This is a genomic window from Microbacterium sp. C5A9 (genome assembly GCF_022627955.1).
In the GTDB taxonomy this organism is placed as follows: domain Bacteria; phylum Actinomycetota; class Actinomycetes; order Actinomycetales; family Microbacteriaceae; genus Microbacterium.
In genome coordinates this window covers 102,902-124,043 of record NZ_JABXGD010000004.1, presented here as the reverse complement: position 1 = coordinate 124,043, position 21,142 = coordinate 102,902, and the positions used below count along the sequence as shown (strand labels likewise).

Sequence of the window (21,142 nt, the reverse complement as noted above, 5' to 3'; positions counted from 1 at the left end):
CATGCCCCGCGGATACCGCGACCGCGCCGAGGACAGCCTGCTGTCGCTGATCGGCGATCTGCCCGAACTCATCGGCAACCTCGTCAAGGCCGAGATCGACGCTGCGAAGACCTGGGTGTCGAGGACCGCGAAGGACGCGGGCATCGGCTCGGTCTGGTTCCTCGTCGCACTGTTCTTCCTCTTCTGGGCCGTGCCGGTGATCCTCGTGTTCGCCATCGCGGGTCTGTCGTCGTGGTGGCCGGTCTGGCTCTCGGCGCTCGCCGTGCTCGGCATCCTGATCATCGCCGTGCTGCTGTTCGCGCTGCTCGGCATCCTGAAGTTCCGCAAGGTGCTCCGCCGACAGAATCCCGCGCAGGCGGTCGGCGAGGACATCCGACTCGTGAAGGAAGCCGGCGATGACGAACTCTGAGAGCACCTCGATCCAGAAGGCAGCGGGTCTCACCTCGCTGCCCAAGACGGCCGTCCCCGCCGGGATCGTCGACCCCGTGGCATCCGCGCGCGCCGAATTGAAGGCCGCCCTCGCCGCCATCGAGGTCAAGGGCAATGTGCCGAGACGGCTCGACAAGGCCTCGAAGCGGGCCGCAGCGAAGGCGCGAGTCTTCGCCGACCGCAACCCGGTCGCGGCCGTCGCCGCAGCCGTCGCGGTCGCCGCCACGGTCGGCGGCGCGGTGTGGGTCATCGCCCGAGCGCTCTCCCGCTGAGTCTCTCCCCGGTCCGAGCCTCGGCCCGCGCTGTCAAGGCGGTCCGGGTAATTCGCCACCACTCGGCAAAGGGGGCAGACTGGATCCATGTCCGATGAGCGCGAAGAGAACCCGTCCGGCTTCACCCTGTGGGCCGTCTGGCGACGAAACCCCGACGTTCCGGTCACCGAGTCCGATTCGACCGAGCTCGAGACGATCGTCTCCTACATCGAGGACTCGGGCGTCACGGTCCGCGGTTTCTACGACGTCTCGGGTCTGAAGGCCGACGCCGACCTCATGGTCTGGCTGCACGGCGACACCGCGGAGGACCTGCAGAAGGCCCTGCGTCGTCTGCGCCGCACGGAGCTGCTCCGTTCTCTCCTCCCGGTCTGGAACGTCATGGGCGTGCACCGTGACGCCGAGTTCAACCGCGCGCACGTGCCCGGTTTCCTCCGCGGCGTCGAGCCGAAGGACTGGCTGTGCCTGTACCCCTTCGTGCGCACGCCCGAGTGGTACCTCGCGCCCGAGGAGGAGCGCCGAAAGATGCTCGCGGACCACGGTCGCAAGGGTGCCGCCTTCACGGGGGTCATCGCGAACACGGTCGCCGCGTTCGCTCTGGGTGACTACGAGTGGCTGCTGCCGCTCGAGGCCGATGAGGTCACCGAGCTCGTGGATCTCATGCGCGACCTGCGCTACACCGACGCGCGTCTGTACGTGAAGGAGGAGATCCCCTTCTACACGGGGCGCCGCCTCCGTTTCGACGAGATCGCGGACGTGCTGCAGTAGGCCGCGCCATGACGATTCCGATGAACCCGTCCACCCCGATCCGGCTGGGCACCCGCCGCAGTGCGCTCGCCCAGGCGCAGTCCGGTCATGTCGCCGCCGCCCTCGAGAAGGTGTCCGGCCGCCGTGTCGAACTCGTGCCGATCACCAGCGAGGGCGACACGAACCGCGCCTCCCTGTCGGAGATCGGCGGCCAGGGGATCTTCGCCACACGCCTGCGCGAGGCGCTGCTGGCGGGGGAGTGCGACTTCCTCGTGCACTCGCTCAAAGATCTCCCGACCGCGATCCCCGCAGGTCTCGTGATCGCGGCGACGCCCGCGCGGGAGGACGCTCGCGATGTGGCGATCACGCGTGAGGGCACGCCCCTGCACGAGCTGGGCACGGGAAGCACGGTCGGCACGGGGTCTCCGCGACGCATCGCGCAGGTCCGCCGCCGGGCTCCGTACGCCGAGGTCGTCGACATCCGCGGCAACGTCGACTCGCGGCTGCAGCGTGTGGCCTCCGGTGAGCTGGATGCGGTGATCCTCGCCGCGGCGGGGCTGTCGCGGCTCGGCTCCGATTCGCCGCTGCGGCGCGAGGAGCTGGGGCTCGCGGAGTGGCCCACCGCCCCCGGACAGGGTTCGCTCGCCGTGGAGACCCGCGAGGACGCCCCCGAGGAGCTGCTCGCAGCGCTCGCCGAACTCGACGATGAGCGGACACGCCTGGCCGTCACGGTCGAGCGCGCGGTGCTCGAAGGACTCGACGCGGGATGCCAGGCGCCGATGGCCGCCCACGCGTCTTTCGACGGAGCCGAGATCCGCGTCAGGACGGTCGTCTACGCCCCGGATGGGGGCCGGCGCATCGGGCTCGACGTCACGGAGGTCCTGAACGGGGAGTATATTCAACGGAACGGCAGTGGCAATGACGCGGATGCTGCCGATGGTGCAGTCCCGATGCACGCGGCTCGCGAGCTCGGGTTGAGTGTTGCCCGTCGGCTGCTCGATCAAGGGGCGGCTGACCTTGTTTCCCGAGAGCATTCCTCATGACGAATTCGAAGCAGACCCGGCCGCTGGACGGCTGGCGGATCCTCGTACCCCGCGGTGGCCCGTGGGGCGACGGGGTGGCCGCGAGTCTTCGCGACCGCGGAGCGGTGCCCGTCGTGGCGCCGTTGATCAACTTCGCGCCGACCACCGATCAGGCGGCGCTCGACACCGCGCTGCGGCGGCTCGCCGCGGGAGAGTACGACTGGCTGACGGTCACGAGCGCGACGACGGTCGACGTGATGTTCGCGCACCGCGCCGTGGTGCCTCGCTCGACGCGGATCGCGGCGGTCGGTGAGACCACGGCGGCAGCGCTGCAGGCCGTGGGCTACGAGGTCGCGATCGTTCCCGAAGAGGACAACTCCGCTGCGGGCATGGCCGAGCAGCTCATCGCGCTCGAGACGCAGGAGCGTCGCCGCATCCTCGCGCTCCGCAGCGAGATCGCGAAGCCCGTGCTGAGCGTGATGCTTCAGGAGGCCGGCCACGATGTCGACAGCGTCGTGGCGTACCGCACGGTGGGCGTGCCGGTGACCGATCGCATCAAGCGCGATGTCGAGAACGGCCGCATCAACGCGATCCTCATCACCAGCGGTTCGGTGGCGGAGCAGGTGCGTGAGCAGTTCCCGCAGATCCCCGACGAGACGCTGCTGGCGGCGATCGGTCCTCGCACGGCCAAGGATGCCGACAGGGCAGGGCTCCCGATCACGGTCGTGGCCGACCGGCAGACGGTCGATGCGCTGATCGATGCCGTGTCGAGCTTCACCCTTCCGCATGCGTCGGACGAGCTGGCGCCGTGAGCTTCCCTGACGTGCGTCTGCGCCGGCTGCGCCAGTCTCCCGCGGTCCGTGGCCTGGTCCGCGAGACCTCGCTCGAGCCGCGCAATCTCGTGCTGCCCCTGTTCGTGCGTGAGGGACTGTCCGAGGCCGTGCCGATCGGATCGATGCCGGGGATCGTGCAGCATTCGCTCGACTCGCTGCGTGCTGCGGCGGTCGATGCCGCGGAGGCAGGAGTCGGCGGCGTGATGCTGTTCGGAGTGCCTGCCGTGCGCGACGCGCAGGGCTCGGGTGCAGACGATCCGCAGGGCATCCTGAACGTCGCGACCGAGGTTCTCGCGGCCGAGGTCGGCGACGCGCTGGTCGTGCAGACCGACCTCTGTCTCGACGAGTTCACCGACCACGGGCACTGCGGTGTGCTGGACGCCGACGGCGCGGTCGACAACGACGCGACTCTCGTGCGATACGCGTCGATGGCGCTCGCGCAGGCGCGGGCGGGATCACAGCTGCTGGGCCTGTCGGGGATGATGGACGGCCAGGTCGCGGTGATCCGCGCTGCGCTGGATGCCGAGGGCTTCACCGACACCCTGCTCCTCGCGTATGCGGCGAAATATGCGAGCGCCTTCTACGGGCCGTTCCGCGAGGCGGTCGATTCGCAGCTGAAGGGCGATCGCCGCACATACCAGCTCGACCCCGGCAACCGCCGCGAGGGTGTCCGCGAGGCCGTCGTCGACGAGCAGGAGGGCGCCGACATCGTCATGGTCAAGCCGGCGATGGCGTTCCTCGACGTGCTGCGGGAGGTCCGCGACACCGTCGACATCCCCGTCTGGGCCTACCAGGTGTCGGGCGAGTACGCGATGATCGAGGCGGCTGCGGCCAACGGCTGGATCGACCGCCGTGCATCGATTCTGGAGTCGCTGCTGTCGATCCGCCGTGCCGGCGCCGACGCAGTGCTCACCTATTGGGCGACAGACGCCGCCCGCTGGCTGCGCGGCTGACACGCCGCCCCGCCGTTGTTCTGGAGGGACCCCATGACCGACCGCAATGACGACCTGTTCTCCGCTGCCCGCACGGTGATCCCCGGTGGGGTGAACTCGCCGGTGCGCGCCTACGGTTCGGTCGGCGGCACGCCGAGGTTCCTCGCGTCGGCGAAGGGCGCCGCGGTGACGGATGCCGAGGGTGTCGAGTACGTCGACCTCGTGGCGTCGTGGGGGCCGGCGCTGCTCGGCCACGCCCACCCCGAGATCGTCGCCGCCGTGCAGGACGCGGCGGGTCGAGGACTGTCGTTCGGGGCGCCGACCGAGGGCGAGGTGGAGCTCGCGGCGCTGATCGCGGATCGTGTGCGGTTCGGTGAGGTGCGTCCGATCGAGCGCGTGCGTCTCGTCTCGACGGGCACCGAGGCCACCATGACCGCCATCCGCCTCGCGCGGGGTGCGACCGGTCGCGATCTGCTCGTGAAGTTCGCCGGCCACTACCACGGGCACTCCGACGGGCTGCTCGCCGCCGCGGGCTCGGGCGTCGCGACTCTGGCTCTGCCCGGATCCGCGGGAGTGCCCGCTCCGATCGCCGCGCAGACGCTCGTGATCGACTACAACGACCGGGATGCCCTCGAGGCGGTCTTCGCCGAGCACGGCGCGCGGATCGCTGCGGTCATCGTCGAGGCGTCGGCCGCGAACATGGGCGTGGTCGCACCGCTGCCCGGCTTCAATCGCTTCATCGCCGAGACCGCGCATGCGCACGGCGCGCTGATGATCATCGACGAGGTGCTGACGGGGTTCCGCGTGCACCCCGCGGGGTTCTGGGGTCTGCAGGCTGCCGCGGGCGAGGAGTACCTGCCCGACATCTTCACGTTCGGCAAGGTCGTCGGTGGGGGGATGCCGCTCGCGGCTCTCGGTGGACGCGCCGAGGTCATGGATCTGCTCGCTCCGCTCGGCCCGGTGTACCAGGCAGGGACCCTGTCGGGAAACCCGCTCTCGGTGGCTGCGGGCCTGGCGACACTGCGACTCGCGACTCCCGAGGTCTACGCGACGGTCGACGCTGCGGCGGCGCGGATCGCGTCGGCCCTCACGGCGGCGCTGACCGACGCGGGCGTGACCCACGCGGTGGCGAACGCCGGCAGCCTGTTCAATCCGTCATTCCGGGCATCTGCTCCGCGTGACTACACCGAGGCCCAGGCGCAGGAGACGTTCCGCTATGCGCCGTTCTTCCACGCCATGCGGGAGCAGGGAGTGGCTCTGCCGCCCAGTGTGTTCGAGGCCTGGTTCCTCACCGCGGCTCACGGCGAGGACGAGCTGCAGCGCATCGAGGCGGCTCTGCCGATCGCCGCCGCTGCGGCGGCCCAGGCGACGCAGGCGTGAGGCTCCTTGCTCCGTCGTGACGGAGCAATCGTCGTGGCGGAGCTCCCCTCGTGGCGCAGCATCCGTCGTGGCGGAGCTCCCCTCGTGGCGGAGCTCCCGTCGTGGCGGAGCGTCGCACGGGTCAGCGCGTCTAGACGAACATCACCCGTCGGCGTGGTGAGTCTCGATAGGTGCGACCCAGCGGGCTGAACCAGTCGATGGTCCCGTCAGGAAGCTGTTGCGCTGTCCATCGACTGTCGTCGGCCACATCGGGGTGCTTCAGTGCGTGGTGCCGAGCGCACAGGTGAGCGAGATTCCGAACCTCGGTCTTCCCGCCCTTCGCGTGGTCGAAGGTGTGGTCGATCGGGCATCGATGCACCGGCATCCTGCACCCGGGGAATCGGCAGTGCTGGTCTCGCGCCCGGAGGAACCGTCGCATCGACTCCGTGGGCGAGTAGCTGTCGGTCTCGACCACCGTTCCGCCGGGGTCGAGGAAGAGGCGCGACCACCCGCTGTTGCGACCCGCGAGGTCGCGGACGATGTCGGGGTGCGCGGGGCCGTGCCCGTCGAGCTGCGCCGGCCGGTCATCGCAGCCCGCAAGGGTCGTGGCGGCGATCGTGACCTGGATGCGGGCGACGATGTTGTCGAGTCCGGAGCCGTTCGCGGCGCTCGGATCTGAAGCCAGCAGCAGGTCGATCAGCAGATCCGTGCGCACCTGGTCGATCGTTCGGTCATCGGCGGGGATGTGCTCGACAAAAGGGCTGTTGATGGGATCGACGAGAGGGTCGACGTCTGAGGACGAACCGCACGACGACGCGCCACTCGAGGAGGTCGGGTCTGTCGTGAACGTCCCGTCTCCGAAGATCGCACGGTCGTCACGCGAGGGGTCGTCATGGGCGATGTCGCTGGGATAGATCGGGTTCTCGCCGTCGTCGAGCGGCTCGAGCAGGGGTTCACGGTCGGCGCGGCCATCGATGACCGCACGGGCCAGTCGCGTCAGGCGATCCATGATCGCCACCGCGAGATGCTCGGGGAGGACGACCGTCACCACGGCGAGGCCGTCACCCGCCGGGCGCATGGTGACCGTGCGCTCCGACCTCGCCTGCTCATGTCGTTCGACGGTCGTCAGGCCGGCGAGCACGGCGGCCAGTTCGCGGAGGTGCGCCCGTGTGCGCGCCGGCGTCTCGGTCTCGGCGACGATCACGGCCACGGTGTCGTAGAGCGGCAACACGTCGGCATCCGCGGTGCCGTTGTTCACGGCCTCGCGCACCACTCCTGCAGCACGCACGATCTCGCGGACGTGGGCGGCTGTGATGGCGCCCTGCTGAAAGGCCTCACGCACCCCGGGATGGCCGGCATGGAGGAATCCGGCATCCGTGAAGGCGTACTCGACGCTGCCCTGAGTCATCCGCCCCGCTGCCGAATACTCGGCGATCATCGACCGTCGGATGGCGTCGCGATGGTGGGGATGCTCATCGCCATCGGCCTGACTCAGTCGGATCCGCTCCGCGAGGAGAGACGCGGCCTCTGCCTCGAGAGCAGCGATCTGCCGCCGCTTCGCGACCCAGGCGTCGAGCAGCTCGATCCGCTGCTCGAGGTCGCTCGGGGTGGTTCGTATCATGTGTCCGAGTCTAGTACATTTGTTCGAATAGCCGAGCGGAACATCGGAATAGGAGAAGCGCGATGGAGAGAACAGACAATGGATCGTTGCCGTCCTGTGAGCAAGAAGCAGACAACTCGCAGGGCCTCGCTGGCAGACTTGACGCATGGTGACGTTGCTGCTGGACCAGACGCAACTCGAGGTCGTGCTCTCGCCGATCGAGCGAGCGGCGAGCTTCCACCGAGACAATCTGCGCATCGCGCGCGACACCATCACCAAGGTGCAGCTCATCGATGACGCATGGACCTGGCTGCGGGGCGTGCCGAACCCTGGCACGCACATCCCCGGTGTGCTCGCATCGGGCACCTGGAAGGCGGCGGGCAGCGTCGACTTCGTGCTGATCCGTCGACGGCGCCCGAGCGTCGTCATCGACCTGGACGGCGACGAGCAGTACCGTCGCCTGATCCTGACGACGCGTCACGGGCTCGCTCTGACGCAGGCCCTGCGACTCGATGTCTCGCATGAGCCCGCAGACGTCGAGGAGATCGTCGCCACCGCGCCCACATCGACGTCGAAGGGACGCCGACGCCCCGTCATCCGACCGCGACCGGCCTGATCGCCGCTGCAGCTCCGGATACGCGAATGCCCTCCGCCGCCTGTCGGCGCGGAGGGCATTTTCGTAGAGGGCGGGAGCGGCTCAGCTGTCGCGGTGCTCGCCTTCGCGGTGCTCGCCCTCGTCGCTTGCGCTCTCCTGCGGCTCGCCCTCGTGGCTCTCGGCAGGCGCCTCTGCGCCGGAGGTGTCGTGCGACTCCGACTCGCCGTACGGGTATTGCTTCGGCTCGTCCTCGTAGTAGGCGCGCGCCGCCGCGGCCAGCATCGAGCTGACGGCCGCGGATCGCGGATCGTCGCCCTCGTCGCCAGAGCCGTCGTCGCTAGAGCCGTCGTCCGCAGAGCCCTCGTCGCGAGCTTCGTCCTCAGCCGCTTCGTCTTCGGCACGAGGCGTTGCCGCTTCATCCGTGACGTCGCCTTCGCGCAGGCCGGAGAAGACGTCGAGACCTGCGTGTGCGTCGGCGCCCGCGGTGCCGGACTCGGGAGCCTCCTCCGAGACGGTCCGCTCCGCCCCCGTGCCGAACAGGATGTCATCGAACGACGGCTGAGCGGCTGATGCATCGGCGCCGACATCGACGGCTCCGCCAGCGGCAGGGGCCTCGGCGCCGTCGGCCTCGGCGATCACCTCGTCCTCGGGAGCCGGAGCAGCGCCCTCGGCTACCGCGTCTTCGCCCTCAGAGCCTTCCGTCTCAGAACCCTCACCCGCAGACTCCGCAGACTCCGCAGACTCCGGGCTCTCGCCCTCCGCGTCGGGGGCGTCCACGTCAGCAGTCGTGCTCTCGGCGTCGCTCTCAGCCATGACGGGCGGAACGACGGCTGCCGTGGTGGCGATCGCGCGAGGCACGTGCTTCCCGCCGCGGACGAGTTCGATGAAGATGTCCTCGAGTGTGGGTCCGCGCTGCACGAGCGTGGTCAGGGCGATGCCCGCGTCTGCGGCGATCGCGCCGACCGTGCCGGCGTCGCCGCCGCGCACCGTGAGGCCGGAGCGGAGGACTTCGACCTCGAAACCCGCGGCCGACAGGGCGGCCGTGAGAGCGGCGCGATCGGCGGCGTCGACGACGACGGCGCCGGATGACGGGTCGGCCAGCGTCTCGATGCCGCTGGACAGCATCAGCTGCCCACGCGAGAGCACGAGGACGTTGTCGGCGACCTGTTCGATCTCGCTCAGCACGTGGGAGGAGACCAGGACCGTGCGTCCTTCGTCGGCGAGTCGACGCATGAGAAGACGCATCCAGCGGATGCCCTCCGGGTCGAGGCCGTTGGCGGGCTCGTCGAAGACGAGCGCACCCGGGTCTCCGAGAAGTGCGTGGGCGACGCTGAGCCGCTGCCGCATGCCGAGGGAGAAGCTGCCGATGCGGCCGTCCGCCTCGTTCTCGAGGCCGACGAGAGACAGCACCTCGTCGACGCGGGAGAGCGGGATGCCGTTGGCCTTGGCCGCGATGGTCAGCTGGCGTGCTGCCGAGCGGCGCGGGCGGTACACGGTCTCCTCGAGCACGGAGCCGATGGTGCGCAGCGGGTTCCGCAGCTCCGAATAGGCGACCCCGCCGATCGTGGCCGTACCGCTCGTCGCACGCACCTGGCCGAGCAGGATGCGCAGGCTCGTGGTCTTTCCTGCGCCGTTGGGGCCGAGGAACGCGGTGACCGCCCCGGGCTCGATCCGCGCGGAGAAGTCGGAGACCGCCGTCACCTCGTTGAAGCGTTTCGTCACGCGCGTGAACTCGAGCACCTGTCCGTCGGGCATGCGCGACCTCTCCTTGAAAATGGGCAGTTCCGTCTATCCTGCCGGAAAAGCGGTCGGATCGCGCATTTACCTCACTATTCGGGTCCTCTGCAAGACCGGATCGAGCGGGTAGCCTGGCACGCGTGACCGACACCACCGACTCGCCCCGCGTCCTCGTCCGCACAGAAGGGGCGCTCGGCCGGCTCACGCTGAACCGCCCGGAGGCGATCAACGCACTCGACATCGACATGATCCGCCTGCTCGCCGAGGCGCTCGATCGCTGGCGGTCCGACAGCGACGTGCAGATCGTGCTCATCGACGGCGAGGGCGAGCGCGGCATGTGCGCCGGCGGCGACGTCCGTGCCCTGCACGCGCAGATCACGGCGGGGCGCGCCGACGAGACCGCGGAGTTCTTCCGTGCCGAGTACGCGCTGAACGCGATGATCGCGGAGTATCCCAAGCCGATCGTCTCGATCGCCGACGGCATCACCATGGGCGGCGGCATCGGGCTCTCGGGCCACGCGGCCATCCGCATCGTCACCGAGCGCTCGAAGCTGGCGATGCCCGAGACGCGCATCGGCTTCACGCCGGATGTCGGAGGCACCTGGCTGCTCGGTCGTGCGCCCGGTCGGCTCGGGGAGTACTTCGGACTCACCGGTGGAACCATGAACGGCGCCGACGCGGTGCTCGCAGGCTTCGCCGACCACGTCGTGCCCTCGGACCGCCTCGAGGCGCTGCGGGAGGCGCTCGCCTATCGCGCGGATCCGACGGGGCCCGCCGAGATCGTCCTGCTCTTCGACGAGACACCGGATCCCTCGACCCTCCCCGCGTCGCGGGAGTGGATCGATGAGGCGTTCTCGGCGGCGACGGTGGTCGAGATCGTCGAGCGTCTGCGCAGGCGGGATGAGCCGGATGCCGGCGCGACCGCCGACCTGCTCGAGAGCCTCGGGCCGACCGGCCTCGCCGTCACGCTCGACGCCGTGCGCGAGGCCCGCGGCATGTCGGGGCTGCGTGCAGCGCTCGAAGGGGAGTATCGCCGGGTCATGTGGTTCGTGACGCAGCACCCCGACCTCGTCGAGGGCATCCGCGCGCAGCTCGTCGACAAGGATCGGAATCCGCAGTGGGACCCGCGGACCCTCGCCGACCTCGCTCCGGATGCGGGCGCCGCGGCGCGCGGCTTCGTGCCGGAGCATCCGCTGTTCTGAGGCGGCGGACGCGTCAGCGCGTCTCGGCCTCCGGAGTGCCGCTCGACGACCGTGCGACGACGCGCAGGACGTCGATCACGTCCTCGATCGCGCTGCCGGAGTCCTCCGCGGCGGCCACGAGGTCCCTGATCTGGCGGATGACGGCGTGCGGCACGACGCCCGCCGAGTCCGAGACGCGGGTGCCCGCCGCCGTGCGGGTCACGACCAGGCCATCGCGTTCCAGCAGCCGGTAGGCGCGGGCAGCGGTCCCCGCGGCGACCCCGAGGTCGGACGCGGTCTGGCGCACGGTCGGGAGCCGTTCGCCTGCCCCCAGCTGGCCGGACACGATGAGGCCGCGGAACTGCCGGTAGATGTCGATGGCCGGGCTGGACTCCTCGGCGGGGTTCGGGGTCACGGCCGAGGCCGTGGTCCGGTCGGGGTGGGCGGTCATCGCTCGCTCTCCGTGAGTGACAGGAGCGGATCCTCGGCATCCTGCTGTGCGAGCGGGGCCGAGCGCCGACGGGTGGTCCGGATGCCGGTCGCGAAGAAGAGGAGCAGGAACGCGCAGACCTCGATGGCGGGGGCGCCCCACCCCGCGGCGGTGGCGAACTCCGCGTACCGCCAGGCGACCTCGTAGGTTCCGTCTCCCTCGATCGACAGAGCGGTCGTCGTGCCCGATTCGGCGATGAACCGCCACGCGGCGGCCAGCGAGAGCATCGTCGCCCCGGTCGCGATGCGCAGGATGCCGGATGCCACCGTCGATCGCTGGTTCCGCTCGACGCGAAGGGTCTCGGGGGCGATGAAGGGACGTGCAGCGCTGCAGTGCAGCGTGGCGACCCCGACGACCAGCAGCGCCGCGAGGCTGATCAGGACCGGGACTCCGTACGCCCAGCCGAAGAACCAGGGGCGGAGGGGATCGACGGACGCGTTCTGGATCGGGACCTCGAGCCAGACGTAGCGCCCTCGGGGGTCGGGAGAGGAGGCGAGCCCCGCCGCGATCGCGGTCAGCGTGAGGGCGAGCGCGGCGAGCCCGGCGCCGGTGAGGTCGGCGCGGGTGCCGAAGGTCGCCCAGGTGCGGCGGCCGGCCAGCGGCACCGGTCGCCGCGGTGCGGACGAGCCGCGGAGCGCGACCAGACACACGAGTGCGAGGAGCGAGACGGCGCCGGCGAGGAGGGGAGTGGCGTACCGCCACCACGAGACCGCGTCGCTGTCGGGCGGCGTCAGGGTGGCCGTGAGGTTCTCGAGCACGAGGCTGACGACGACCGCGATCGCGCCGACACGTACGGCGATCATCTCGGGTCGGTAGCGCGCACGGACCGTCTCATCGAGAGCCGTCGTCGGCAGGTCGGACCCGCCTGCCGCGCTCCGGCGCGAGGCGAGCCGCCAGACGATCGCGACGAGCGCGGCGACCGCCAGTGAGAACAGCGGCTGCGACAGCAGCGCCAGAAGGATCTCCGCCGGCTGGGCGGAGAGCAGAGCGATCAGTCTGTCCATGATCTTCGACCCCCGTGTCAGAGTTTGTACCTACTGTCTATCACAAGTTGTATCTGACTGGCGGTACAAGATTCGGACCCGTCTCGACCTACAGGTCGACCGAGTACAGAAAGTGCCGATCACGCCGCGTAACGGTTCGCTGTGAGCGAAGGTCCACCCACAGGGGGATCCGAAAGTCGGTGGTTCGTGGCACCCTTACATGTGCGCGAACATCGGCCCGCACTCGCCCGCCGAGGGATCCGCCACTTCATCCTTCCTAGAAAGTCCGCCTGTGCTGGGAAAAATACTCGTCCGCTATCTGTCCCGCTATAAGTGGCTGCTACTGATCGTGCTGGTCTTCCAGTTCGCCAGCGCTCTCGCGACCCTCTACCTGCCCCGTCTCAACGAAGACATCATCAACAAGGGCGTCGCGATGTCCGACACCGGATACATCTGGCGTACCGGTCTGTTCATGCTCGCCGTGTCGCTCGGCCAGATCATCGCCTCGATCATCGCCACCTACTTCGCGGCGCGTGCCGCGATGGGCGCGGGGCGCGACATCCGCTCCGACGTCTTCGGCAAGGTGAGCGGATTCTCCGAGCGAGAGGTGTCGCAGTTCGGCGCCGGATCCCTGATCACCCGCAACACGAACGACGTGCAGCAGGTGCAGATGCTGGCGATGATGGGTGCGACGATGCTCGTCACCGCGCCGCTGCTCGCGATCGGCGGCATCATCTTCGCCATCCAGACCAACGTGGGCCTGAGCTGGCTCATCGCGGTCTCCGTCCCGCTGCTGCTCATCGTGGCCGGTCTCGTGGTCAGCCGCATGGTGCCGCTGTTCCGCAGCTACCAGGGCAAGCTCGACGCGGTGAACCGGGTCATGCGCGAACAGCTCACCGGCGTGCGCGTCGTGCGCGCCTTCGTGCGCGAGCGCGTCGAAGAAGAGCGGTTCCGCGAGGCGAACACCGACATCATGGACGTCGGTCGCAAGGTCGGCTCGCTCTTCGTCCTGCTCTTCCCGCTGTTCATGCTCATCCTCAACGTCACCGTGGTCGCCGTCATCTGGTTCGGCGGCATCGAGGTGAACGCGGGCACCGCCCAGGTGGGCACCATCTTCGCCTTCATGCAGTACATCGGTCAGATCATGGGCGGCGTCATCATGGCGAGCTTCATGGCGATCATGATCCCGCGCGCCGCGGTCTCGGCCGAGCGCATCGGCGAGGTGCTCGACACCCGCTCGAGCATGACCCGGCCCGAGCACGGCGTGACCGAGTTCGCGACGCCCGGTGCGGTGGCGTTCGACGATGTCGAGTTCACCTACCCCGGTGCGGACTCACCGGTGCTGTCGGGCATCAGCTTCGGCGCCCAGCCGGGGGAGACGGTGGCGATCGTGGGCTCCACGGGTGCGGGCAAGACCACACTCGTCTCGCTCATCCCGCGTCTGTTCGACGTGTCCGGCGGCGCCGTCTTCGTCGGCGGCACGGATGTCCGCGAGGCCGATGTCGAGTCGCTGTGGGCGTCGATCGGCCTCGTCCCGCAGCGTCCGTTCCTCTTCACGGGCACGGTGGCCTCGAACCTCCGTTACGGCCGGGAAGACGCGACCGACGACGACCTGTGGCACGCCCTGGAGATCGCGCAGGGGCGCGACTTCGTCGAGGAGATGCCGGACGGACTCGAATCCCGCATCGCGCAGGGCGGCACGAACGTGTCCGGCGGTCAGCGGCAGCGCCTCGCGATCGCCCGCGCGATCGTGCGCCAGCCGCAGATCCTCGTCTTCGACGACTCGTTCTCGGCACTCGACCTCACCACCGACGCCCGTCTGCGACAGGCGCTGTGGCGCGAGCTTCCGCACGTCACGAAGATCGTGGTCGCCCAGCGCATCTCGACCATCACGGATGCCGACCGCATCGTCGTCCTCGACGGCGGGACCATGGTCGGCGTCGGCACGCACGAAGAACTGCTGACGACGAGCGACACCTACCGTGAGATCGTCGAGTCGCAGCTGGGGGTGGACGCATGAGCGAGCAGAACGCTCCGAAGAACCGTCGTCAGCGGGGGACCGCTCCGGCGGCGACCGTCGAGACCGAGATGACCGAAGAGGAGAAGTACGAGGCCGAGCTGGCCGAGCAGGCGCGTCAGAACGGCGGCGGCTGGGACAGCGTGGCGCCGGGCAAGGCCGACAACTTCGGCAAGAGCTTCTCGCGCATGATCGGGCTGCTGAGGCCCTCGGCGGCATGGTTCATCTTCGTGTCGATCATGGGTGCCATCGGCGTCGTGCTGACCGTGGCTGCGCCGAAGGTGCTGGCCGAGGCCACCAACCTGATCTACACCGGCTTCATCTCCAACCAGCTCGCTCAGGCGCAGGGAGACTTCCCCGGATTCCCCGTCGGCACGCCCCAGGACACGGTGGTCGAGCAGCTGCGCTCCGCCGGTCAGGACGACTTCGCGAATCAGGTCGCCGCGCTGCACGACTTCCAGGTCGGTGCGGGCATCGACTTCGACGCCCTGCGGTGGATCATCGCCGCCGTGCTCGCGATCTACGTGGTGGCGGCGTTCCTCAGCTGGGTCCAGGGGTACGTCATCAACGTCATCATGGTGCGCACCATGTGGCGCCTGCGTGAGCGGGTGGAGGCGAAGATCAACCGCCTGCCGCTGTCGTACTTCGACAAGGTGCAGCGCGGTGATCTGATCTCGCGCGTCACCAACGACATCGACAACATCACGCAGACGATGCAGCAGTCTCTCTCGGGTGCGCTCACGGCGGTCCTGACCGTGGTCGGCGTGCTGGTGCTGATGTTCTCGATCTCGTGGCAGCTCGCGCTCGTCGCTCTCGTGGCATTGCCGCTCATGGCCGTCATCTTCGGCGTGATCGGACCGCGCTCGCAGAAGGCGTTCGGCATCCAGTGGCGCAAGGTCGGCCGCCTCAACGCCCGCGTCGAGGAGGCCTTCTCGGGCCACGCTCTCGTCAAGGTGTTCGGCCGGGAGAAGGACGCCCTCGACAAGTTCAAGGCCGAGAACGAAGAGCTGTTCCAGGCGAGCTTCAAGGCGCAGTTCCTCTCGGGCATCATCATGCCGGCGATGACCTTCGTCGGCAGCCTCACCTACGTCGGTATCGCCGTGCTCGGCGGCCTCATGGTCGCCAGCGGCCAGCTGCGCATCGGCGACGTGCAGGCCTTCATCCAGTACTCGCAGCAGTTCACGCAGCCGCTGTCGGAGCTCGGAGGGATGGCGGCCGTCGTGCAGTCCGGCACGGCATCGGCCGAGCGCGTGTTCGAGCTGCTCGACTCCGAGGAGCAGGAGGCGGACGACGCCGAGGCTCCCGAGCTGGTGCAGGGCCGGGGCGTCATCGAGTTCGAGAACGTGAAGTTCTCGTACACGCCCGAGCGCCCGCTCATCACCGATCTCTCGTTCCGGGTAGAGCCGGGTCAGACGGTCGCGATCGTCGGCCCGACGGGCGCGGGCAAGACCACGCTCGTGAACCTCATCATGCGGTTCTACGAGCTCAGCGGCGGGCGCATCACGCTCGACGGGCAGGACATCTCGGAGATCACCCGCGATGACCTCCGATCGCGCACCGGGATGGTCCTGCAGGATCCGTGGCTCTTCGCCGGCAGCATCCGCGAGAACATCCGCTACGGGCGTTCGACCGCGTCCGACGAAGAGGTGCTCGAGGCCGCCAAGGCGACGTACGTCGACCGGTTCGTGCACGCGCTGCCGGAGGGCTATGACACCGTGCTCGACGAGGATGCGTCGAATGTCTCGGCCGGTGAGCGTCAGCTGATCACGATCGCCCGCGCGTTCGTGGCGCAGCCGTCGATCCTGATCCTCGACGAGGCGACGTCGGCTGTCGACACCCGCACCGAGCTGCTGCTGCAGAACGCGATGGCGGCGCTTCGCCAGGGACGCACGTCGTTCGTGATCGCGCACCGCCTGTCGACGATCCGCGACGCCGACCTGATCCTCGTGATGGAGCACGGCGACATCGTCGAGAAGGGCACGCACGACGAGCTGATCGCTGCGCAGGGCGCCTACTGGCGTCTGTACCAGTCACAGTTCGAGCAGGCGGCGACCGACATCGACGCCGAGGACGCGCTCACCGGGTCGACCCCGGTCATGGTCAGCGGCGAGGCGGAAGAAGCCGCCACCGCGGCTCAGATCGGTGCCGCGGTCGGCGCGTCGGCTCCGGCCGCGTCGGCGGCCGAAGCGCAGGCGGTGGTCGAACGACCGCAGTCGGACGGCTCGCAGGCGTGACGACAGCCCTGCCGTAACCGCAGAACGAACGACGCCCATCCCTCGACGGGGATGGGCGTCGTTCGGTTTCCGGGACGGCGAGGCGTCGCGATCAGCGCTGTGCGCCGGACAGGCCGAAGAGCTCGAGCGGATGCGTCAGGCGCCACCAGGGGCTGGGGCCGTCCACATCCTCGGCGAGCACGAGAGGCGTCGTGGTGGTGTCGAGGGGCCCCACGCTGGTGAGCGTGCCGACCTGATCGCCCGACTCCCGCTCGTCGCCGAGCTCGAACGACGGGGTGACCTCGGCGCCGACGCCGTTCCACAGCACGACATTCGCGTCATCGTCCGTCACGATGTCGACGGTCGTGCCCCAGATGGTCGACACCGTGCCCACGACGGTGCCCTTCACGAGAACCGGCTCCTGGCTGTCGAGGGCGGTCTCCACCTGGGCCAGCAGCGCTCGCGTCTCGGCGAGACGCTGCTCGTCGTCGATCTGTCCGAGCACGCTCGCGAAGACGTGCACCGTCGTGTCGTCGACTGTGATGTCCTTGGCCGTCAGCAGGTTCCAGCTGTCGCCGAGCGTGCCCGTCTTGACTCCGACGACGCCGGCGTCGGCCAGCATCCCGTTCGTGTTCACCACGGTGCCCGCGCCGGGCAGATCGACCGACGGCGTCGCGACGATGCCGGCGAAGACCGGGTTCTGCATGGCGATCTCCGCCAGCGCGACGAGCGACTGCGGCGTCGCGGTGTTCCGGTCGTCGAAGCCCGAGGGGGTCACGATGGTGATGTCGTCGAGCCCGCGATCGCTCAGCCAGGTCGCCGCGGCATCGGCGAACGCCGCGTTCGAGCCCCAGATCTCCTGGGCGAGCCGGTCGATGTAGTTGTTCGCCGAGCCGAGCAGCGTTCCCTGCAGCAGCTGGTACTCGGTCAGCACGCCGCCGACCGGCACATCGAGCGCCGACTGGTCGAGGCGCCGGTACTGCCAGTACTCGAGGTTGTCGGCGCGGGTGAACGAGAACTCCGGGCCCTGCTCGCCGACCGCGAGAGGCATGCGGTCGAGCACCATCAGGCTCGAGACGACCTTGGTGATGCTGGCGATCGCGGCCGGGTCGACGGTCGACGAGGTGGTGCCGAGGCCGGTGATGCCCACGGCGGCGCTGCCCTGCGCGGGCCACAGCACGTCGGCGGGAGCGGCGGCGACGGCCGAGAACTCGGCGGTCGCCACGGTCGGGGCGACCTCGTGCAGGGGCCAGAGCATGGTCGATCCCGCATAGGCGCCGACGAGTCCGACGACGAGAGCCAGGGGAACGAGCACCCCCGGCGTCGCGATGCGCGGACGCAGGTGCGCGTCACCGAGAAGAGCAGCGCCGCCGACGGTGCGGTCGACGGACTCCTCGTCGAGGGCCGCCGTGGCCGACTGCTGCCCGATCGCGACAGGATCGATCCAGGTGAGGGCGGTGGCGCCTCGCCCTTCCTCCGCCCACTGCGCATCCGGTTCGGGGTCGGCGGCGGAGCTCGAGGCGGCGCCGAAGGTCGCATCGAGGTCGTCATCCTGACGAGCGTCATCGGCGGGCGCGTCGGGAGTGGCCTCGGTGGCGTCTGGAGCGGTCACCTCCTCACGGTACCGAATCCACGGCGGGAATCCGGGCGCTGCAACAGGAGGGGACGAGAGTGTCGGTACTGGGTAAGATCGTGAGAACAACCACGGGAGTCCGGCGAGCCGGGCTGAGAGGGAGCGAATCGCGCTTCGACCGTCGAACCTGATCTGGGTCATGCCAGCGCAGGGAGGAGCATTCAATGAGCACATCCACGTCCGGATCCACCACCGGATCGGCATCCGCAGCGGCAGCATCCGCAGCGAAGGGCCTCGGTCGCCCCGAGCTCTGGCGCTGGCGTGTCGTCGACATCGTCGTCGCCAGCGTCATCGCCGTCGCGTGCGCCGTGATCTTCCTGCTCTGGAACGTCGGCTACGAGATCCCGAGCACCGTCCTCACCCCTCTCCTGCCCGGTGTGCAGGGTCTGCTCGCCGGCCCGTGGCTCATCGCCGGCGTGCTGGGCGGACTCATCATCCGCAAACCCGGCGCGGCGCTCTACACCGAGCTCGTCGCCGCGATCATCTCGGCGCTGGTCGGCAACGCCTGGGGGCCGCTGACCATCGTCTCGGGACTCGTCCAGGGACTCGGTGCCGAGCTGATCTTCCTCCTCTTCGTCTACGGCGTCTGGCGTCTGCCCGTCGCGATGCTGGCCGGTGCCGGCGCCGGTCTGGCGTGCGGCATCAACGACCGCATCCTCTGGTACGCCGGTGCCGACACGCTCTTCACCACCGTGTACATCGTCTCGACCACCGTCTCGGGCGCGGTGATCGCCGGCCTGGGCGCCTGGCTGATCGCGCGAGGTCTCGCGGCGACGGGAGCCCTCAGCCGGTTCGCCGCCGGCCGCGAGGTCACCGCACGGGTGTGACCTCGCCCACGACGCCCGCCACCCTCGAAGCCCACGGCTGGGGGTGGCGGTACGCGACACGGCTGCGCTGGGCCGTCCGGGAGGTCGATCTGCGCATCGAGCCGGGCGAGCGGGTGCTTCTGCTCGGCGCCTCGGGGTCGGGCAAGTCGACCCTGCTGCAGGGCTTCGGCGGGGTGCTGGGCGGGGCGGACGAGGGCGAGACGCACGGTGCGCTGCGGGTCGACGGGCGTGCTCCCACCGAGGCGCGCGGTCGGGTCGGCATGGTGCTGCAGGATCCCGACACGCAGACGATCCTCGCGCGGGTCGGCGACGACGTCGCGTTCGGCTGCGAGAACCTCGGCGTTCCGCGCGAGGAGATCTGGCCGCGGGTTCGGCAGGCGCTGGATGCCGTCGAGCTCGACGTCGCCCTCGACCGATCGACCGCGGCGCTGTCGGGCGGGCAGAAACAGCGTCTCGCGCTCGCCGGCGTGCTCGCGATGCGGCCGGGGGCGATCCTTCTCGACGAGCCGACGGCCAACCTCGACCCCCAGGGCGTGGCCGACGTGCGGGATGCCGTCTCGGCCGCGCTCGACGCGACCGGTGCCACGCTGGTCGTGATCGAGCATCGGATCGACATCTGGCTGCCGCTCGTCACGCGCGTCATCGTTCTGGGCGCCGACCCCGCGGGGACCGTCGTGCTCGCCGACGGCACACCCGAACAGGTCCTCGGCGCGCGCGGCGCCGAGCTCGCGGCATCGGGAGTGTGGGTGCCCGGTCACCCGCCCGCCGTGCCGCCCGCGCCCGCGCAGCGGCCAGGCGAGACCCTCATCGAGGCTCTCGGGCTGACGGTGGCGCGACGGCGCGCACTCGCCGTCGCGGGCCCGTTCGACCTCGACGTACGTGCGGGCGAGGTGGTCGGCGTCACCGGCCCCAACGGTGCGGGCAAGTCCACGCTCGGCCTGACCCTCGCAGGGCTCATCCCCGCCGAGAGCGGTTCGGTGACCGCGCTCCCCGCCCTCGCGTCGGACGAGAAGGCCGATCCCTTCCGCTGGTCGTCGCGCGCGCTGCTCACCCGCATCGCCACGGTTCTGCAGACGCCCGAGCATCAGCTGCTCGCCACGACCGTGCGAGACGAGCTGTCGGTCGGTCCGCGCGCTCTGCGGCTCTCCGACGGCGAGATCGCCACGCGCACCGACGAGCTCCTCGCGCGCCTGCGACTCGCGTCTCTCGCAGACGCGAACCCCTACACGCTCTCCGGCGGCGAGAAACGGCGGCTCACGGTCGCCGCGGCACTCGCCACGCGTCCCCGGATGCTGGTGCTCGACGAGCCCACATTCGGGCAGGATGCCACGACCTGGGCCGAGCTCGTCGGCCTCATCGCCCGGCTGCGCGACGAGGGGACGGCCGTCGTCGCGATCAGCCACGACGAGGCCGTGCTCGACGCACTGCACGCGCGACGAGTGGTGGTCGGCCGATGATCGATCCGCTCACCGCCCGCCCAGACCGTCCGGGGCCGATCGCGGGGCGCGCGGCGCTCGCGAAGCTCGCGGCGGCACTGCTCATCGCCCTTCCGCTGGTGCTCTCGATCGACGTCGTCTCGGCATCCGTCGCCCTGCTCCTCGAGATCCCGCTGCTGCTGCTCGCGGGACTCGGGGCGAGGGAGTTCTGGACCCGTACCGCGGTGCTGTGGATCGCGGCTCCCCTCGGCGCCGTCACGATCGCCCTCTACGGGGCGACGAGCGGGACGATCCATCTCGAGTGGTTCGTCATCCGCATCAGCGACGGCTCGCTCGCGCTCGCCGCGGCGACAGCCGTGCGCGTGCTGGCGATCGGCCTGCCGGCGGTGGTGCTCTTCGTCACGGTCGACCCCACGGATCTCGCCGACGGTCTGGCGCAGCGGGTGAGGCTGCCGGCGCGATTCGTGGTGGGTGCGCTCGCGGGGATGCGGATGCTGGGGCTGCTCACCGAGGACTGGCGTGCGCTCGCGCTGGCTCGCAGAGCCCGCGGCGTGGCCGACCAGGGGCGCGTGCGCCGCGCACTGGGCATGGCGTTCGCGCTGTTCGTACTGGCGATCCGACGCGGTTCCTCTCTCGCGACGGCCATGGAGGCGCGCGGCTTCGGCGGAACGGGTCCGCGGTCGTGGGCGCGCGAGTCGACGTGGGATCGCCGCGACACGCTGCTCGTGATCGTCGCGGCGATTATCCCGGTGATCGCGATCGCCGTCGCGGTGCTGACCGGCGCGTGGAACTTCATCCTCGGTCCGACGGCCTGACCCACCGTCAGGTCATACTCAGCT

The 21,142-nt window shown here is 69.9% G+C and carries 19 protein-coding genes and 1 riboswitch; of the genes, 14 read left to right on the top strand and 5 right to left on the bottom strand.

Annotation, left to right across the window (positions count from 1 at the left end):
* The first annotated feature begins 1 nt into the window (after nucleotide 1).
* The 7 genes from HWD99_RS09215 (at nucleotide 2) to HWD99_RS09185 (ending at nucleotide 5,612) form a co-directional block, all read left to right on the top strand.
* Entirely contained in the window at nucleotides 2-409 is a 408-nt protein-coding gene (locus HWD99_RS09215; protein ID WP_194762451.1) for a phage holin family protein, read from the top strand.
* Nucleotides 396-701 (top strand): hypothetical protein, encoded by a 306-nt coding sequence (locus HWD99_RS09210; RefSeq protein WP_241795947.1) that lies wholly within the window; start codon nucleotides 396-398, stop codon nucleotides 699-701. Before HWD99_RS09215 ends, HWD99_RS09210 begins: the two co-directional genes overlap by 14 nt.
* Before the next feature lie 87 nt (nucleotides 702-788).
* Nucleotides 789-1,466, top strand: coding sequence for a hydrogen peroxide-dependent heme synthase (gene hemQ, locus HWD99_RS09205; protein ID WP_241795946.1), 678 nt, complete (start codon nucleotides 789-791; stop codon nucleotides 1,464-1,466).
* An 8-nt stretch (nucleotides 1,467-1,474) separates the two neighbouring features.
* Complete coding sequence (gene hemC / locus HWD99_RS09200) at nucleotides 1,475-2,488, top strand: hydroxymethylbilane synthase (protein WP_241795945.1); 1,014 nt, start codon at nucleotides 1,475-1,477, stop codon at nucleotides 2,486-2,488.
* Nucleotides 2,485-3,279 carry a uroporphyrinogen-III synthase gene (locus HWD99_RS09195; RefSeq protein WP_241795944.1) on the top strand — a complete coding sequence of 265 codons (795 nt, stop codon included), beginning with the start codon at nucleotides 2,485-2,487 and terminating at the stop codon, nucleotides 3,277-3,279. Before hemC ends, HWD99_RS09195 begins: the two co-directional genes overlap by 4 nt.
* Nucleotides 3,276-4,253: a porphobilinogen synthase gene (gene hemB / locus HWD99_RS09190; RefSeq protein WP_241795943.1), complete on the top strand. Its 978-nt coding sequence runs from the start codon at nucleotides 3,276-3,278 to the stop codon at nucleotides 4,251-4,253. Before HWD99_RS09195 ends, hemB begins: the two co-directional genes overlap by 4 nt.
* Nucleotides 4,254-4,286: 33 nt before the next feature.
* Nucleotides 4,287-5,612 carry a glutamate-1-semialdehyde 2,1-aminomutase gene (locus HWD99_RS09185; protein WP_241795942.1) on the top strand — a complete coding sequence of 442 codons (1,326 nt, stop codon included), beginning with the start codon at nucleotides 4,287-4,289 and terminating at the stop codon, nucleotides 5,610-5,612.
* Nucleotides 5,613-5,742: 130 nt separating this feature from the next.
* Here the strand turns inward: HWD99_RS09185 and HWD99_RS09180 are convergent, their stop codons facing one another.
* On the bottom strand, nucleotides 5,743-7,212 hold the full coding sequence (locus HWD99_RS09180) for an HNH endonuclease signature motif containing protein (RefSeq protein WP_241795941.1): 1,470 nt from the start codon (nucleotides 7,210-7,212) through the stop codon (nucleotides 5,743-5,745).
* Nucleotides 7,213-7,357: 145 nt separating this feature from the next.
* Here HWD99_RS09180 and HWD99_RS09175 point away from each other — a divergent pair, with 145 nt between their 5' ends.
* On the top strand, nucleotides 7,358-7,807 hold the full coding sequence (locus HWD99_RS09175) for a hypothetical protein (protein WP_241795940.1): 450 nt from the start codon (nucleotides 7,358-7,360) through the stop codon (nucleotides 7,805-7,807).
* Between the two features lie 81 nt (nucleotides 7,808-7,888).
* On the opposite strand, the gene HWD99_RS09170 is transcribed toward HWD99_RS09175, so the two are convergent.
* Nucleotides 7,889-9,541 (bottom strand): ATP-binding cassette domain-containing protein, encoded by a 1,653-nt coding sequence (locus HWD99_RS09170; RefSeq protein WP_241795939.1) that lies wholly within the window; start codon nucleotides 9,539-9,541, stop codon nucleotides 7,889-7,891.
* A 122-nt stretch (nucleotides 9,542-9,663) separates the two neighbouring features.
* Between HWD99_RS09170 and HWD99_RS09165 the strand changes: the two genes are divergently transcribed.
* Nucleotides 9,664-10,725 carry an enoyl-CoA hydratase/isomerase family protein gene (locus HWD99_RS09165; RefSeq protein WP_241795938.1) on the top strand — a complete coding sequence of 354 codons (1,062 nt, stop codon included), beginning with the start codon at nucleotides 9,664-9,666 and terminating at the stop codon, nucleotides 10,723-10,725.
* A gap of 13 nt (nucleotides 10,726-10,738) precedes the next feature.
* Here HWD99_RS09165 and HWD99_RS09160 read toward each other — a convergent pair whose 3' ends face one another.
* Nucleotides 10,739-11,155 carry a GntR family transcriptional regulator gene (locus tag HWD99_RS09160; protein WP_241795937.1) on the bottom strand — a complete coding sequence of 139 codons (417 nt, stop codon included), beginning with the start codon at nucleotides 11,153-11,155 and terminating at the stop codon, nucleotides 10,739-10,741.
* Complete coding sequence (locus HWD99_RS09155; RefSeq protein ID WP_241795936.1) at nucleotides 11,152-12,198, bottom strand: hypothetical protein; 1,047 nt, start codon at nucleotides 12,196-12,198, stop codon at nucleotides 11,152-11,154. Before HWD99_RS09155 ends, HWD99_RS09160 begins: the two co-directional genes overlap by 4 nt.
* A 271-nt stretch (nucleotides 12,199-12,469) precedes the next feature.
* Between HWD99_RS09155 and HWD99_RS09150 the strand changes: the two genes are divergently transcribed.
* Complete coding sequence (locus tag HWD99_RS09150; protein ID WP_241795935.1) at nucleotides 12,470-14,197, top strand: ABC transporter ATP-binding protein; 1,728 nt, start codon at nucleotides 12,470-12,472, stop codon at nucleotides 14,195-14,197.
* Nucleotides 14,194-16,428: an ABC transporter ATP-binding protein gene (locus HWD99_RS09145; protein WP_374205461.1), complete on the top strand. Its 2,235-nt coding sequence runs from the start codon at nucleotides 14,194-14,196 to the stop codon at nucleotides 16,426-16,428. Before HWD99_RS09150 ends, HWD99_RS09145 begins: the two co-directional genes overlap by 4 nt.
* A gap of 91 nt (nucleotides 16,429-16,519) precedes the next feature.
* On the opposite strand, the gene HWD99_RS09140 is transcribed toward HWD99_RS09145, so the two are convergent.
* The gene (locus tag HWD99_RS09140) at nucleotides 16,520-18,019 is read right to left on the bottom strand and encodes a D-alanyl-D-alanine carboxypeptidase (protein ID WP_241795934.1); all 1,500 of its coding nucleotides are present in this window, start codon (nucleotides 18,017-18,019) and stop codon (nucleotides 16,520-16,522) included.
* Between the two features lie 82 nt (nucleotides 18,020-18,101).
* Nucleotides 18,102-18,211, top strand: a riboswitch (TPP riboswitch).
* Here HWD99_RS09140 and HWD99_RS09135 point away from each other — a divergent pair.
* From HWD99_RS09135 to HWD99_RS09125, 3 genes are all read left to right on the top strand, one after another.
* Entirely contained in the window at nucleotides 18,205-18,867 is a 663-nt protein-coding gene (locus tag HWD99_RS09135; protein WP_241795933.1) for an ECF transporter S component, read from the top strand. (Overlaps the previous riboswitch by 7 nt.)
* A complete protein-coding gene (locus tag HWD99_RS09130) occupies nucleotides 18,864-20,324 on the top strand; it encodes an ABC transporter ATP-binding protein (RefSeq protein WP_241795932.1) in 1,461 nt (486 codons plus the stop codon). The genes HWD99_RS09135 and HWD99_RS09130 overlap by 4 nt, the downstream gene beginning before the upstream one ends.
* Nucleotides 20,321-21,118 carry an energy-coupling factor transporter transmembrane protein EcfT gene (locus tag HWD99_RS09125; RefSeq protein ID WP_241795931.1) on the top strand — a complete coding sequence of 266 codons (798 nt, stop codon included), beginning with the start codon at nucleotides 20,321-20,323 and terminating at the stop codon, nucleotides 21,116-21,118. Before HWD99_RS09130 ends, HWD99_RS09125 begins: the two co-directional genes overlap by 4 nt.
* The last annotated feature ends 24 nt before the right edge of the window (nucleotides 21,119-21,142 follow it).

Bases quoted from the DNA above. Each gene is read 5' to 3' on its own strand.
- HWD99_RS09180 (WP_241795941.1), bottom strand. From the start codon at position 7,212: ATGATACGAACCACCCCGAGCGACCTCGAGCAGCGGATCGAGCTGCTC.
- hemC (WP_241795945.1), top strand. From the start codon at position 1,475: ATGACGATTCCGATGAACCCGTCCACCCCGATCCGGCTGGGCACCCGC.
- HWD99_RS09145 (WP_374205461.1), top strand. From the start codon at position 14,194: ATGAGCGAGCAGAACGCTCCGAAGAACCGTCGTCAGCGGGGGACCGCT.
- HWD99_RS09155 (WP_241795936.1), bottom strand. From the start codon at position 12,198: ATGGACAGACTGATCGCTCTGCTCTCCGCCCAGCCGGCGGAGATCCTT.
- HWD99_RS09185 (WP_241795942.1), top strand. From the start codon at position 4,287: ATGACCGACCGCAATGACGACCTGTTCTCCGCTGCCCGCACGGTGATC.
- hemQ (WP_241795946.1), top strand. From the start codon at position 789: ATGTCCGATGAGCGCGAAGAGAACCCGTCCGGCTTCACCCTGTGGGCC.
- HWD99_RS09175 (WP_241795940.1), top strand. From the start codon at position 7,358: ATGGTGACGTTGCTGCTGGACCAGACGCAACTCGAGGTCGTGCTCTCG.
- HWD99_RS09210 (WP_241795947.1), top strand. From the start codon at position 396: ATGACGAACTCTGAGAGCACCTCGATCCAGAAGGCAGCGGGTCTCACC.
- HWD99_RS09125 (WP_241795931.1), top strand. From the start codon at position 20,321: ATGATCGATCCGCTCACCGCCCGCCCAGACCGTCCGGGGCCGATCGCG.
- HWD99_RS09195 (WP_241795944.1), top strand. From the start codon at position 2,485: ATGACGAATTCGAAGCAGACCCGGCCGCTGGACGGCTGGCGGATCCTC.
- HWD99_RS09170 (WP_241795939.1), bottom strand. From the start codon at position 9,541: ATGCCCGACGGACAGGTGCTCGAGTTCACGCGCGTGACGAAACGCTTC.
- HWD99_RS09135 (WP_241795933.1), top strand. From the start codon at position 18,205: ATGAGCACATCCACGTCCGGATCCACCACCGGATCGGCATCCGCAGCG.
- HWD99_RS09215 (WP_194762451.1), top strand. From the start codon at position 2: ATGCCCCGCGGATACCGCGACCGCGCCGAGGACAGCCTGCTGTCGCTG.
- HWD99_RS09160 (WP_241795937.1), bottom strand. From the start codon at position 11,155: ATGACCGCCCACCCCGACCGGACCACGGCCTCGGCCGTGACCCCGAAC.